The following is a 13,906-nucleotide window of genomic DNA, read 5'->3' as shown; positions in this document are numbered from 1 at the left end:
TGCCAGGGGGGACGAAAATGAAAAAACGTAGTTTATCGTTAGTCGGCATGTTGATGGTTGTTGCACTGATTGTTGCGGCTTGCGGTTCGGGAAATAACGAATCGAGTGGCGGCAATCTTTCGGAATCGGGAGAAATTACAAACAAAAAAGTGAAATTGATGAGGACTTATCACGCCGGTCTGGAGCAATTTAAGGGCTCGGACAATATTAACAGCAATAAGCTGTACAATCTTCTTAAAGAATGGTCCGGTTATAATATTAACTATGAAACGCTGCCGAAAGATAATGCTTCCCAAAAAATTTCCGTCATCCTTGCATCGGGCGACGTACCGGATTTAATGCATATTCCAGGCAAGTCCGATTATTTCAAGCTGGCTCAGCAAGGCTCCTTCGAGCCGTTAGACGATTTGGTGGAAAAGTATATTCCCAATCTTTCTTCGGTATTCAGCAAAGAACAGCTTGATGCCGCAAGACTTGATGGCGTTTTATACGGGCTTCCGGTTCGCGTGGCTCAAAAAGTAGGCAACGGGGTTCTTATTCATGATGGCGTGTTTAAAGAGCTGGGATTAAAGGATCCAACAACGTTAGATGAAATGTATAATGTTCTGAAAACGATAAAGGAACAAAAAAATATCATTCCATTAACGGCCGCGGCTTCTAATCCAGGATCATTCATGGGTGCGTTCTCTCCAATTTCCAGCATGTATGGCGTAGGCAATACAACGGTCGAAAAGGATGGAATGCTTGCATTCAGCTGGATCCAGCCGGAATATAAAACATTCCTGGAGACGATGAACAAGTGGTTTAAAGAAGGGCTGATCGATCAAGAATTTGCCATCAACAAAGATGTAAAAGATAAAATGATCACGGCTACAGCCGCGATGAGCGTATTGTATTGGGCGGATGCCAAAATTATTGACGATGCAATAGCGGGTAAAGGCGGCACCCTGAATTCCGTGCGCTACATTGATCCGCCGGTAGGACCCAATGGTCAAAGCGGAGTTCCAGAGCAGTCGCTTGCCAATTCGTTTGTTGTTATTCCCAAGCAAGCCAAAAATAAAGAAGGCGCAGCGGATTATTACAATTTCCTTTTGGAAGAAAAAACGGATACGCTGATCACTTTTGGCATTGAAAACGAGGATTACACGGTTGAAGATGGCAAAGTGGTGCAAACGCCGGAACAAAGCAACGAGATTCCGTGGCGCACCCTTTATTTTAACCTGGACACCGATACAAGCTTTAACGCCCGTCTGGGAGCCAAAGGTTTCCTTCCCTACTACAACCAGTTGCTTGAGCATAAGCAAAACAGAGAAGAAACGGCCTATGCCCCCTTTATCGAAGCGTACGATACAAAGCTGACGGAGCTTAGCAACTATGTGGCCGAAAACTCCATTAAATTTATTATGGGCAATCGTGATTTAAGCGAGTTTGATGCGTTTGTATCCGAGTTTAATGCCAAAGGCGGTCAGAAGGCTATCGACGAAATGAATGAATGGTTTACAAGTAAATAATATCGGGAGTAGTGGAGAAGGCTTTAAACTCCACTACTTTTTTTTGTTGAAAATATTGAGTTATTTAATGGTTTGGTATATAGTTGTCATAGCAACTAATTGATGGAGCGAGGCTAGGGGGCATGGACGAAGATGGAAGAAACAAGAGGCCAACTTGAGGCATCCGTCGGATTCTGGATGGGCATTACTTACCGCAAACTATCCACAATGCTGCAACAGCGATTAAGACCGTACGGGCTGACGCCCGAGCAATGGTCGGTGCTGTATACCATACAACGATCGGATAGATTGATCCAGAAGGAAATCGCGGAGCTGACGCACAAAGACAAACCGACAACGACGCGCATTTTGGATCAGCTGGAGGAGAAAGGTTTTATTACGAAAAAAGTCGGGGAGCTTGATCGTCGAGCATTCGTGGTGCATGCGACGGATAAGGGGCGGGAAGTCATTAAAGAGACGGCCTCTATTGAGCAAAGCCTGTCGGAGGAAGTCCGATCGATCATGACGGACGAAGAATACCGCTTATTGATCAATATCCTTCTACGGATACATGATCACGTCGATGCGAAGCTGCAGTCATAGCCGGATTCGTTAATCGTCATCCTACAGCAGAACGGAGTTTAAATATGCAGCCAGAATTACATCGAGAACCATTATGGACCCGGTCGTTCCTTGCGATTACGGGTTGTTCTTTTTTATTGTTTTTGAATTTGCAAATGTTGTTGTCCTCTTTCCCCGCATTCGTGAAAGGGGAGCTTCAAGGCGGAGACGTGGCGGTCAGTCTCGTAACCAGCGTGTTCGCGCTGTCCGCTATCGCATCGAGGTTTATGACGGCGGCTCTTATGCGCAAAATTTCGCGGGACAAGCTGCTTCTGGCGGGGCTGCTGCTCTCCGTGCTGACCACTGCCTTCTATTCGATCGCGGAATCGGTGCCTTCGCTTCTTGTTCTCCGCATCTTGTACGGCATCGGCTTCGGCATGGCTAGTACGATTCTGCCAACGCTCGTCTCGCAGATCATTCCGGCACGAAGAATGGGGGAAGGCATCGGCTATTTCGGACTGTCCACTAGCCTTGCGATGTCGATAGGACCCATGATCGGCATAAATATTATGAACAGCTACGGCTTCGGCGCTCTAACGGCTGCCGGCACCGCGGTCGTCTGTTTCATGGTGCCGATACTGCTTGCATTCAAGCTTATCAAGTGGACCGCGAAACCGGACCTCGGCGGAGGGTCAGGTGTCGTCGCCCGATCTGGCGGGGTCAATCGCTCCTTATGGTTTCCCGCCTTCCTCAATGTGCTGCTGTCGATTACGTACAGCGGTCTGCTCAGCTTTATCGTCTTGTACGGAGAATTTGCGGGACTTGCGCAAGTCGGATTGTTTTTCCTCTTCAACGCGGCAACAATCGTACTGGTCCGCCCCTTATCGGGCAAGCTGTTCGACCGGAGGGGGCCGGTGCTTGTGTTGATTCCCGCAGGTTCGTTCGTGACGGCGAGCATGCTGTTGCTATCTTATTCGCATGGGCTGCCGATGCTCATTGCCTCGGCTCTGCTGTACGGTCTCGGCTTTGGCGCCATTCAGCCCACGCTGCAAGCCTGGATGCTCCGTTGTTCGACTAAGGAGCGATACGGCGAGGCGAACAGCATGTTCTATAATTCCACCGATTTCGGCGTGGCGATCGGGGCGCTGCTGCTCGGCGCCGTGGCAACCGCGACGGATTATGCGGTCATGTACCGTTTCTCGGCAGGGATCATGGTATTATTCGTATTGCTGTTCTCCCTATCGGCGGCGTTGCGCGTCATGAAGGAGAGGAGGCAGCGTGCCACCTCCTAATGACGAGAATGAAGTCCTTTGACCATCAGCCAGACGGGGAGAACGATCTCGAATATCGCCCCCGGAATGTACAGAACGGCTCCGATGTCATGGCCGGCAATCGCCAGACAACTGCTCGTTAACAATCCCGCATACCCGATAAAGCCGATAACGGACAACCACCGGGGAACCAGCTTGGAGCGGTATAGAATCGTGCAAAACAACAAGCTGCCCAAGCCAAGCACGACCATGGCCAGTTCGAATAACATGAAATGGGCGTCTACCGCCGTATTCGCTATCGTCGTGAGGGAAAAACGTCCGGAAGCTTCCGCAGCAGTTATATACTCTGTGCTCAAAGGCAGCAGCAGCATCGGCGCGATTAAACTCACGATCAGAATGGCCGACTCCAATAGGCGGGAGCCGAAGTAACCGATCGCGAATGCCTCGTTATGTCTCTTCAGGGCCGGGTACAGCAGGAAGGCAATACCCGAGACCGCTAACGCGTTGACCAGCTCCAAGAACATGCCCGCTAATGCAAGCGCGCGGTCGTCATGCCATTGCTCCAGAACTCCGGGTTTCTGCAGAAGCGGATTCAGAATGCCGCTCCCTATTAAGTATGCCGCCGTCGAAATCAAAAACAGCGCGCCTGCAACCTTGACTTTCCTATCCATGTCGATCTCCCCTTCGCTTGTATTAGCTGAATTATAGCGAAGGGGAGGCGATGGGCTGTAGACACTTTAGTGTGGTTTATCTGGCGAAGGGAGCAAATGCAATTCGTGGGCGCGAGCAATGGCTTCCGTTCGCCGCCGCACTTGCAGTTTCTCGAAGATTCTGCGGTTATGCCCCTTAACCGTATCGAGAGCGAGGAAAAGCCGCGACGCGATGTCCCGGTTGGAAAATCCCTTGGCGATGAGCGCGAGCACCTCGAGTTCCCGCTGGCTGAGCGGCTCGATGATGCCGTCCGCCGTTGCGGCCAGCCGTACGCGATTCAGGCCTGTCCGCGCTTCGCGAAGAGCCGGAAGCGGCAGATCGCCTGCCAGTTTGAGCGCCTCGGCGTAACAGGCCTCCGCCATGCCGGGTTCGCCCTCCGCCTCCCCTATTTGGCCCAGCCCGATAAGAGACAGGACGGCCATCGGTTTATGGCCGATCAGATGGCAGTACGAGATCCCCTCGTTATAGGCTTTGCGTGCTTCGGCAAGATCCCCTCGCCGTTGGAGCGCGACGCCAAGCATCCAAGCGGCCGATGTCCGAACGGGGAAATTGTCCTGCCGCAGATATTCAAGCGCTCGGGCGGACTGGGCGATGACCCGGTCGATCTCCGCGGTTTCGTCCGTCCGGGCCAAGCTTGCGGGGGCGATGAGCCCGATCAGATCGTCGGTTTTGTCGGCTTGATCCGACAGCTGCATGGACGCCTCGGCTTCCTGCAATTTCGGACGGAAGCCATGCGGCTTTGCAGCCATGGTTAACGAAGCAACGGTCGCGCGGGTCGCCGCGATCAGTCCGATCAGGTCTCTAACGCGGACGTCCTGCCGGATCCCCTCCAGCACCTTCTCCGCGGCAAGCAGCTTATATTCGATAGCGGTCGGCCTGCCCTTGATCAGCAGCGCCGAAGCGTACATCACCCACAACGCGGGTCTGGCGTCCAGTTCCGCGGCATGCAGCGATTCCAGCCATTGCAGCGCGATATCCGCTCCCCCGCGAAGATGCAGAGGCATCCCGTTGCCTTCCAGCAGTCGCGCGGCCCGTTCGATATCGCCGGCTTCCGCGGCATGACGGAACGCGTCGAGCTCCTGTCCCTGCTGCTCGTACCACTCGCTAGCCCTTACATGCAATTCCGCGATGGCGCTCCCGTCGAGGTTATCCTGCAGCCGTCTTCGCAAGGACTCGGCGAATAAGCCATGATAACGATACCATCGCCGTTCATGATCCAAGGGGATAAGGAACAGATTGCGACGTTCAAGATCCTGCAGCCGTTGCATGCCCGACATCTCGGGATCGGGCATAATAGCGTCGCAGAGAGGGGCGCACAACCGGTCAAGGATGGAAACGCGGATCAAAAAATCCTGAACGGATCGAGATTGCCGCTGCAGAACCTCTTCCACCAAATAATCCAACACAAACGGATGGCTGCCGGCAATTGGCGGAACGATCCGATCCTCCTCGGTCGTTCCCTGCATGGACAGCGCGGCCAACTGCAGGCCGGCAATCCAGCCTTCGGTTCGCGATGCCATCGCCTCGATGCTGTCCGGCGACAGGGCGAGTCCCATATAGTCGGTTAAAAACCGACGGGCTTCGGCGGCATTAAATCGCAGTTCTGCCGCCCGCAGCTCCGTCAACTGGCCTTGGGCCCGCAACCGGGCCAAGGGAAGAGAAGAATCCTCCCGGGTGATCATAACGAGATGGATGCCTGCGGGAAGATGGCGGAGCAGGAAGGAGACGGCGCCGTCGACGGCATTGGACTTCGCCGCGTGATAATCGTCAAGGACGAGCGCGAACGGAGCAAGCGCGGCGGCTTCTCTAAGAAACTCCGTTAGCATCGACTCCGCAGGCGGAGGCTCGGGCGATTGAAGCACGGCGAGCAAGCCATCCCCGAAATGCTCTGCAACCGTCCGCAAGGCGGAGATCGAGCAGGTCAGAAAACGCGTCAGATCGCCGTCGCTATCCTCAAGCGACAGCCATGCGACCGGCCGACCGCATCGGGACGTCCAGTCGCTAACCAACGTTGATTTGCCGTAACCGGCCGGCGCGGAGATGAAGGTTAATTTGCGGCACAACCCGCGTTGAAGCTTATCGATTAACGGCTCGCGAAGAACCGTATTGGGCCGAAGCGGCGGAATATGAAGTTTGGTGGATGGAATTGGCGTAGACATAATTCCATCTTATCATGCAAGCGCGCCGAATAGAATCCGCCAATTAGGGAAGGAATGAATGAAACAGACCATCTCTAAGGAGCGTTCCTATGAAGCATAATCCGCTATTGCCGACGTACCCGGAGTCTCTTTGGATTCAAGCGACCGAAGAGCTGCCGTCCTTCTCCAAGCTGCAGCATGACATCGAAGTCGACGTCGCCGTTGTAGGCGGCGGCATCGCCGGCATTACGACCGCCTATCTGCTGACGCAGGCGGGAATGAAGGTCGCGCTGCTGGAAGCCGGCAAGCTCCTGCACGGCACGACGGGCCACACGACGGCCAAATTAACGGCCCAGCACCATCTCATCTACGACGAGCTGATCAAGCAGGAAGGCCAAGAAAAAGCGGCGCTCTATTACAAGGCGAACGAAGGCGCTCGCAAGTTCGCGGAATCGCTGATCAGTCAGCATGCCATTGACTGCGGCTTGCAAACGAAAGACGCCTATGTGTTTACCAACTCGGATGATTATATTCGGAAGCTTGAGGACGAAGCTGCGGCTTACGATTCATTAGGTATTCCGGGTTCTTATGTCGGAGGCATTCCGCTTCTCGACATTCCCGCGAAAGCCGCGGTTCGAATGGACGGGCAAGCCCAGTTCCATCCCGTGCGGTATTTGGCGGCTCTCGTCAAGCTGGCCGCGGAATCCGGCTGCGAGATCTACGAAGGGACGACCGCCTTGGATATTGAGAAGGGGCCGCAACCGAAAGTCGCAACGGCCGACGGCCATTCCGTGACCTGCAAGCATGTCGCCGTCTGCACGCATTATCCCTTTTACGACGGACTTGGCTTCTACTTCGCGAGGATGCATGCGGAGCGTTCTTACGCGCTTGGCATCAGGACTGACAAGCCGTATCCCGGCGGCATGTACATCAGCGCGGAAGAGCCTAGCCGATCCATTAGGAGCGCGGCTTCCCAGGATGGAACGCCTCTGCTGATCATCGGCGGGCAGAATCACAAAACCGGGCAAGGCATTTGCACCATCAATCATTACGAAGCGCTTCAGGGTTATGCCTCGCAGCACTTCGACGCGAAGGAAATCGTCTATCGCTGGTCGGCGCAAGACTTGGTCACCGGAGACAAGCTGCCGTATATCGGCCGGATAACCGACTCTACTCCCAATATCTATGTCGCTACGGGCTTCAAGAAGTGGGGAATGACAAGCGGTACGGCAGCCGCGATGCTCATCAGCAATCTCATTCAAGAGAAAAGCAGTGAATTCGAGGAATTGTTCTCGCCTTCGCGCTCCGTGTCGTTAAAGACGGTTAAAAACTTGGTCGTCGACAACTTCGATGTCGCAAAACATCTGATCGGCGGCAAGCTCGAGATGGTGAGGCGGAAACCCGAGGATTTGGCTCCGGATGAAGGATCGGCGGTTACGGTCAAGGGGCGCAGGGCAGGCGCGTACAGGGACAAGGAGGGCAAGCTGTACATCGTCGATACGACTTGTACCCATATGGGCTGCGAGGTGGAATGGAACGACGGCGAACGGACATGGGATTGCCCCTGCCACGGCTCCCGCTTCTCGATAACGGGCGAAGTGATGGAAGGCCCCGCGGAGAGACCTTTGAAGTCCGTGTCAACCGAATAGTTGCTGATTGTTGCAATAAGGAACCCTTGCTGATCCACGGATCGGCAAGGGTTAATTTGTTGTTTAGGCGTTTTAAACGCCGATGGACCGAAAAGTAACTCTGTTTAGCAGACATAGGCGTTAGAAACGCTTATGGCTCCAAAAAGCAGGCGAACGAGCAGCTGTAGGCGTTAAAAACGCCGATGAATAGCCATTTTGCCAGGTACCGACCTGTTTGGTGAATTGTTGAGGCTATTTTTCTTTAATGCAAAGCTGTACTTGTAGCGAAACCCCTTTTTATGGTATATTTTGAACGAACGTTCATTCAAAATCATTCAAATGTATTCAATTCCACCTACAAAGCAAGGGGGCTCCGATGGTCCATAAAGGCGAAAGAACGAAGTCCGTACAAAGCGAACGGTTGCAGCAACTGTTTTTGGAAGCATTTGAATGGGGAGCAGGGGACCCGGTCAGACGGAAGATATTATGGCATGCGGTCGAAGTATTTTCCCGCAAAGGGTTTGCAGGCACAAAAATTAAGGACATTGCCGCAAGCGCAGGCTTTAGTCAAGGTTATGTATACAGCTACTATAAATCCAAAGAGGAGCTGTTCGCCAAAATCGTAGAGCTCGCGCTGAACGGCGCGGGGCAATCCGTCTACCAAGCTTGCCAGCTTCCGGGCTCGCCGCTGGAGCGCCTCTACTGGCTGACGGAGGCGTATTTGGCGCCGACAAGCGCCGCATCGGGACATTGGCGGCTTAATCTGCTGCTGGCGACTTCGCCGGACGCCATTCCGGAACCGGTCAAAGCGATGGTTGCGGAACGAAGGGGCGAACCGTTTAAACATCTTGTACCGCTCATTATGGAAGGCCAAAGACTCGGGGAACTGATGCAGGATGATCCATTGATGCTTGCAATCGCCTATTATTCGATTGTGCAGGGGATCGCGCTCTCCCGCATACAGACGGAGGAGGGGCACGGCTTGCCTTTCCCGGATGCCGAAATCGCGCTTCGTTTCTTGGTTGCACGCAGAGACTAAATGCGGTATGCGAACAACAGGAGGATGAGAGATCATGGTTCAAATATTCAAAAACGAAAAGCTGCGCCAAGAAGTGATGTCCTCCTATGATGAAGTGCTGCAAATGTGGGGGACGGATATAGAAGTTCGAAACGTAGAGACCCGATTCGGAACGACGCATTGCCTTATCGCGGGCCGGGCGGATAACCCGCCGTTGCTGCTGTTTCATGGAGTGGGGGATAATTCGGCGCTCATGTGGGCTCTTAATATGAAGGAGCTTTCGCGGCGATTTTATTGTATTGCGGTTGACACTTTGGGCGGCCCTGGCAAAAGCGTGCCGAATGATCGGTTCGTCAAGGGAGCTTTCAGCCAAGAGGAGTGGCTGGACGATGTGGCAGATCATTTCGGCCTTCGAACGACGAATGTGGCAGGTGTCTCCAATGGCGCGTATATGGCGTATCAGTATACCGTTGCCCGGCCGGAACGGGTGCGAAAAGCCGTATGTCTGGAGGGCGGGATGGTTGTGAGCCCTATCCAATCCATGTTTCGTACGATCATGCTTATGTTTCCGGAAATGCTGATGCCAACCGACCGGAATTTGCGCAAAATCATACCAAAGCTGTGTTCTCCAGCTTCGCGAGTATTCGACGAGCATCCGCTGCTGGCTTCTCATCTTGTCCAGTTGATGAAAGGCCATAACCAGAAGGCGATGTTTCCCCATCAACCTCGGAAATATATAAGCGAGCAAGGCATGGCTTTAAAAGACAAGCTTTATTTTCTCGTTGGCGATCATCACGCGGTTGTTGGCAAATCGTTTATAGAATTGCTAAAGAGGGACGGGTATCGATACAAGATGATTTCGAAAGCAGGGCACGCCATTAATCAAGAACAGCCGGAGTCGGTGCATAAAGAGATGTTTGGTTTTTTGCTGGGCGACAACTTCGAAAAGCGGGAGTCATCCGATTCGCCAGCAGCAGAAGGGAGAAGGGAGTACTTATGAGAAAATTAATAATCGAAGCCGTATCCAGTCCTGTCACTCTCTCAAAAATCATTCTTGGCAGCACCATGTTCGGAACAAAAATCGACGAGAAAACATCCTTTGAACTTATGGATCTTTATGCCGAGCTTGGCGGCGACAGCATCGACACGGCCAGCGTATACGGAGATTGGCAGGACACCGGCGATCCCGTAAGCGAAAGGACCATTGGCAAGTGGCTGAAACAATCCGGTAACAAAAATAAAATGAAAGTGATAACCAAAGGCGCGCATTTCAAATTACAATCTCCTCAAGAAAGCAGAGTTTCCGCGGCTTGCATCCAGGAGGACATTCAAAAAAGCCTCAAGAGCCTTATGGTGGATGCCATCGACGTTTACTTCCTGCATAGAGATAACGAGGATGTTCCCGTTAGCGAAATCATGCCTGTCCTGCACAAATATGTCGCTGAGGGCTACATCAAAAGTATTGGGGCATCAAACTGGACGGTAAAAAGAATGCTGGAAGCAAATGCATTTGCTAAAGCCAATCATTTGACCCCGTTTACCGTTTCCCAACTGAAATGGAGTCTCGCGGTAACAAGCGCTGGCCAACCTGCAAATGAAGTGCTTCCAGAAATGACGGAAACGGAGTATGAAGCCTATATCGCCGCTGAGATTCCGGTGCTGGCATGGTCCTCCCAGGCTTCCGGCATCGTTCCGAAGGTAGTCGGCAACGGCTGGAACGGGATTAGCGAGCAGCTTAAAGAGAAATATTACAATGACATCAACGTGGCCAGAATCGAAAGCGTCCAGACATTAATGAAGAAAAAAGGAATCCATGCGACTCAAGCATCGCTAGGTTATATTACCTGTAATCGATTGCCCGCCGCGGCGATCATAGGACCCTCCAGAACGAATCAACTTCGGGATTCTATGTCCGCCGCCGATGTTGAACTCGATGCGGAAGCTGTTCAAGCTCTTATAAGGCTGCGCTGAGATCAGGAGTCGCCACCTTGGCAGAAGCTTGAAGCTTGAGAGTAATGGAGACCTTAAACAGATCCCCGTCGGTTTCCAACGTAAGGCGGCCCTCGTGAAGGTCGATGATCGATTTTGCGATCGCGAGTCCGAGGCCCGCCCCCTCGGTATGACGAGACGTATCTCCGCGTTTAAAGCGCTCGAACAGCTCCTCGGCGTTATCGCTGATTTCATATTTCGAAATGTTCTTAAACGTTATCGCAACCTCTTGCGATTCCGATATCTGCATGGAAATATAGGCACGCGTGTGACTCAGCGAATACTTTAACATGTTTCCAATCAGGTTGTCGAAAGCGCGCCACAGCTTTTGTCCATCGGCTAGTACGTAGATCGGTTCCTCCGGCAACGAAACCCGGAATTGAACATCTGATCCGTCCATATCCTCTTTATACTCTGCCAGCGCCTGTTGCATGAGCTGGACGAGATCCGATTTCTCAAGGATCAGCTTTGCATTGCCGCTTGCCATTCTCGATACTTCGAACAAATCGTCGATCATCGTCTTTAAGCGCTTCGACTTTTGGCAGATGATGTCAACATAGGCGGCTCGTTCCTCCGTGGTCGCATCTTCCGTCTTTAACAGACCGGCGTAGGTAATGATGGAAGTCAGGGGAGTCCGTAGATCATGACTGACGTTCGTAATGAGCTCCGTCTTCAGTCTTTCGCTTTTCGCTTGTTCATTTTGAAGCAGCGTGACTCCTCGTCTTAAAGCATTGATATTAGAAGCCAAAGAAGCAAGCACGTCGCTTCCCGATTGGGGAAGCTCATCCGGCATTCGACCGGCCGCAAGTTCATCCGCTGCCTTGGCAACCTTATTCAAATATCCGAGCCTGCGTGTCGTAAGGAGAAATACGACAATCCCCGCTATCGCCAATATTGGCGTAACAATTACGAATGAAGAATCGTTGTATTGAAAAAAAGATAACGTCATCCATCCTCCAATAAAACCTAGACAAATCCAGATACATGAGAGAAGCAGCAACCGGATTCCCGTGTTTTTATAAATAAAGGAATCTCGCACTTGATTCAAAACGCTTATGAAACCTGTTTTTATGCGCAAGCCGCCCCGCTGCAGCAAAGAACGTTTCCATTCTTCTCCGAACTTGCTCCAGCTATGTAGATCCTGCACAAGGAATTTTCCTTGAATAAGGGTCAAAGCCATGCTGATCGCTGCAATTGCAAGTGTAACAATCAGCTTCTCGCCATAGAACAAAGGCTCCACGGCAATGGAGGAATAATGTCCTGCCAGGTCCGCCAATAAACCGAGTGTAAGAGCTGCCATGCCGATTGAAAACAACAGTTTGGCATCCAACGGCAGTTTGCGATAATAAGTGGTCCATTGACTTCTCTCTGCTTGAACAGACATGACGGGTTTGAAGCGAATGATACATGCGACAAGCAGAACGGCAGCTGCCGCGCCATAGGCAAGCAATACGATTTGCTCCCACCGATATTTTCTGGCCTGTTCATGCAGGGGACTGTCCTTCGGCACGGCGATCCAGCCCTTATAAGGGGTGATGGAAGCGTCTAGCAGTTCGCGTGCTCCGAACATGTAGTGAGTAGAATTAACGATGTCTATCGAGTAGTTCGTAGCATAGACATGGCTGTCGCCAAACAATTCGTTTTGCGCCACAACTTGGTCTTCCGCATTGCTCAAGCTCGAATGGACCATACCTGTGGAAGTGTTGCGGAAATAATAATTGAACAGATCCTGATAGTAACTATATTCGGAGCGGTACATCTCTCGTTCATTGTAGTAGTCGTCTATTTGTCGTTCCTTCTCCTTGCGGATAAGCGATAGGGCATAGTCGTTATCCTCGAATACCTTTTTCTGCTCTTCCAGCTTATTATCTCTCTGAGCTTTGTAAGAATCGGCCGCGCTGTTGTTGTCGGTCGCGACCGCTTCCAGAATGAGAGAATCATATTCGTTGTGGATATTTTGAATCTGATATTCAAGAGGCTCCAACTGTTGGCGGTAGTCGATAATGTCATCCTCGTTCACTGTAATGGCAGCTTTTAATTCCTTCGCCGAGAGGGAATTGAGCTCGAACAGGTTTAAGTAGGTCGCAAATTGTTCAAGTTGCTGCCGGAATTCCGGCGTCCGGTAATAATCGCGATACAGGTAACGGCTGCCTTGATCCATTATCGTTAGAGGACCGCTCAGACCAATGACCAACAAAAGTGCATAGAGTAAAAAGAGCGTCCTATTTTTCCATTTTGTATCCAATGCCCCATACCACCTTCAAATATCTTGGATTTTTTGGATCAATCTCAATCTTTTCGCGGATTTTGCGTACGTGGACGGCAACCGTATTTTCGGCATTATAGCCGGGTTCCTTCCAAACGCGTTCGTATATTTCCTGGATCGAGAAGACTCGTCCCGCATTCGTCATCAGCAACTCCACAATCTTATATTCGATAGGCGTTAGCCTGACCGGTTCGCCGCTCACGGTTACTTCCTTTCCCTCCCGATTTAAAGCGAGACCTCGCAGATCGATCGTTTTCTTTGCACCTTCGTAGGAGCCGAAAGTGACATACCTTCTTAGCTGGGATTTCACTCGGGCAACAAGCTCCATTGGATTAAAAGGCTTGGTCAAATAGTCGTCCGCCCCTACATGGAGTCCGAGTATTTTGTCGCTATCCTCGCTTTTGGCGCTTAAGATGAGGATAGGAAGATTGCGATGCTCACGGATTTTAAAGGTTGCGGTTATTCCGTCAAGCTTGGGCATCATGATATCGAGTATGATGAGATGCACTTGATTGGACTCTAAAGTCTCAAGCGCCTCCATGCCGTCCTTTGCCTTTAAGACGGATATGCCTTCTTGTTTCAAATAGATTTCAATGGCGTCGCGTATTTCCTTATCGTCGTCGACAACCAGCACCACGCGCTGCTCCATCCCATTTCCTCCCCCTTGCATGTTTCCTGTTCTTCCTCTCATTATAATTGGAAATTCTTAATATCCCATTCCCGAATTTATGAAGAACTTCTTAATATATTTTTCCCGCTTAGAACAATAATGGTGAGTCGCAGGTAGAAACTTTATAGTCGATAAAGAAAATAGAGTTGATTTATATTGAAATC

11 protein-coding genes are annotated in these 13,906 nt (G+C 51.5%); 7 read left to right on the top strand and 4 right to left on the bottom strand.

The features are described from left to right. Positions 1 to 17 precede the first annotated feature (17 nt). The 3 genes from KJW29_RS14110 to KJW29_RS14100 all read left to right on the top strand — a co-directional run bounded on the left by KJW29_RS14110 (position 18) and on the right by KJW29_RS14100 (position 3,343). Positions 18 to 1,511, top strand: a complete 1,494-nt coding sequence (locus KJW29_RS14110) for an extracellular solute-binding protein (protein WP_214630246.1) — start codon at positions 18 to 20, stop codon at positions 1,509 to 1,511. A gap of 132 nt (positions 1,512 to 1,643) precedes the next feature. Beyond that, a complete protein-coding gene (locus tag KJW29_RS14105; protein ID WP_214630245.1) occupies positions 1,644 to 2,093 on the top strand; it encodes a MarR family winged helix-turn-helix transcriptional regulator in 450 nt (149 codons plus the stop codon). Positions 2,094 to 2,137: 44 nt separating this feature from the next. After that, positions 2,138 to 3,343, top strand: coding sequence for an MFS transporter (locus KJW29_RS14100; RefSeq protein ID WP_214630244.1), 1,206 nt, complete (start codon positions 2,138 to 2,140; stop codon positions 3,341 to 3,343). On the opposite strand, the gene KJW29_RS14095 is transcribed toward KJW29_RS14100, so the two are convergent. Together KJW29_RS14095 and KJW29_RS36090 are read right to left on the bottom strand one after the other, a co-directional pair. Continuing rightward, positions 3,340 to 3,993, bottom strand: a complete 654-nt coding sequence (locus KJW29_RS14095; RefSeq protein ID WP_214630243.1) for a DUF4386 domain-containing protein — start codon at positions 3,991 to 3,993, stop codon at positions 3,340 to 3,342. The genes KJW29_RS14100 and KJW29_RS14095 overlap by 4 nt on opposite strands. 66 nt (positions 3,994 to 4,059) lie before the next feature. Continuing rightward, positions 4,060 to 6,192, bottom strand: a complete 2,133-nt coding sequence (locus tag KJW29_RS36090; RefSeq protein ID WP_246608718.1) for a winged helix-turn-helix domain-containing protein — start codon at positions 6,190 to 6,192, stop codon at positions 4,060 to 4,062. A gap of 89 nt (positions 6,193 to 6,281) precedes the next feature. Here KJW29_RS36090 and KJW29_RS14085 point away from each other — a divergent pair, with 89 nt between their 5' ends. From KJW29_RS14085 to KJW29_RS14070, 4 genes are all read left to right on the top strand, one after another. Continuing rightward, complete coding sequence (locus KJW29_RS14085) at positions 6,282 to 7,820, top strand: FAD-dependent oxidoreductase (protein WP_214630242.1); 1,539 nt, start codon at positions 6,282 to 6,284, stop codon at positions 7,818 to 7,820. A 355-nt stretch (positions 7,821 to 8,175) separates the two neighbouring features. Beyond that, positions 8,176 to 8,838, top strand: a complete 663-nt coding sequence (locus KJW29_RS14080; protein WP_214630241.1) for a TetR/AcrR family transcriptional regulator — start codon at positions 8,176 to 8,178, stop codon at positions 8,836 to 8,838. Positions 8,839 to 8,872: 34 nt separating this feature from the next. Then, a complete protein-coding gene (locus tag KJW29_RS14075; RefSeq protein ID WP_214630240.1) occupies positions 8,873 to 9,817 on the top strand; it encodes an alpha/beta fold hydrolase in 945 nt (314 codons plus the stop codon). Beyond that, positions 9,814 to 10,788: an aldo/keto reductase gene (locus KJW29_RS14070; protein ID WP_214630239.1), complete on the top strand. Its 975-nt coding sequence runs from the start codon at positions 9,814 to 9,816 to the stop codon at positions 10,786 to 10,788. Before KJW29_RS14075 ends, KJW29_RS14070 begins: the two co-directional genes overlap by 4 nt. On the opposite strand, the gene KJW29_RS14065 is transcribed toward KJW29_RS14070, so the two are convergent. Beyond that, positions 10,772 to 13,051 carry a histidine kinase dimerization/phospho-acceptor domain-containing protein gene (locus tag KJW29_RS14065; RefSeq protein WP_214630238.1) on the bottom strand — a complete coding sequence of 760 codons (2,280 nt, stop codon included), beginning with the start codon at positions 13,049 to 13,051 and terminating at the stop codon, positions 10,772 to 10,774. The genes KJW29_RS14070 and KJW29_RS14065 overlap by 17 nt on opposite strands. After that, positions 13,029 to 13,721: a response regulator transcription factor gene (locus tag KJW29_RS14060; protein ID WP_214630237.1), complete on the bottom strand. Its 693-nt coding sequence runs from the start codon at positions 13,719 to 13,721 to the stop codon at positions 13,029 to 13,031. Before KJW29_RS14060 ends, KJW29_RS14065 begins: the two co-directional genes overlap by 23 nt. Between the last annotated feature and the right edge of the window lie 185 nt (positions 13,722 to 13,906).

This window comes from Paenibacillus agaridevorans, from assembly GCF_018604145.1.
GTDB lineage: Bacteria > Bacillota > Bacilli > Paenibacillales > Paenibacillaceae > Pristimantibacillus > Pristimantibacillus agaridevorans.
Note: the sequence above shows the minus strand (reverse complement) of the source record. Positions and strands in the feature narration are given on the sequence as shown.

Bases quoted from the DNA above. Each gene is read 5' to 3' on its own strand.
- KJW29_RS14110 (WP_214630246.1), top strand. From the start codon at position 18: ATGAAAAAACGTAGTTTATCGTTAGTCGGCATGTTGATGGTTGTTGCA.
- KJW29_RS14105 (WP_214630245.1), top strand. From the start codon at position 1,644: ATGGAAGAAACAAGAGGCCAACTTGAGGCATCCGTCGGATTCTGGATG.
- KJW29_RS14100 (WP_214630244.1), top strand. From the start codon at position 2,138: ATGCAGCCAGAATTACATCGAGAACCATTATGGACCCGGTCGTTCCTT.
- KJW29_RS14095 (WP_214630243.1), bottom strand. From the start codon at position 3,993: ATGGATAGGAAAGTCAAGGTTGCAGGCGCGCTGTTTTTGATTTCGACG.
- KJW29_RS36090 (WP_246608718.1), bottom strand. From the start codon at position 6,192: ATGTCTACGCCAATTCCATCCACCAAACTTCATATTCCGCCGCTTCGG.
- KJW29_RS14085 (WP_214630242.1), top strand. From the start codon at position 6,282: ATGAAGCATAATCCGCTATTGCCGACGTACCCGGAGTCTCTTTGGATT.
- KJW29_RS14080 (WP_214630241.1), top strand. From the start codon at position 8,176: ATGGTCCATAAAGGCGAAAGAACGAAGTCCGTACAAAGCGAACGGTTG.
- KJW29_RS14075 (WP_214630240.1), top strand. From the start codon at position 8,873: ATGGTTCAAATATTCAAAAACGAAAAGCTGCGCCAAGAAGTGATGTCC.
- KJW29_RS14070 (WP_214630239.1), top strand. From the start codon at position 9,814: ATGAGAAAATTAATAATCGAAGCCGTATCCAGTCCTGTCACTCTCTCA.
- KJW29_RS14060 (WP_214630237.1), bottom strand. From the start codon at position 13,721: ATGGAGCAGCGCGTGGTGCTGGTTGTCGACGACGATAAGGAAATACGC.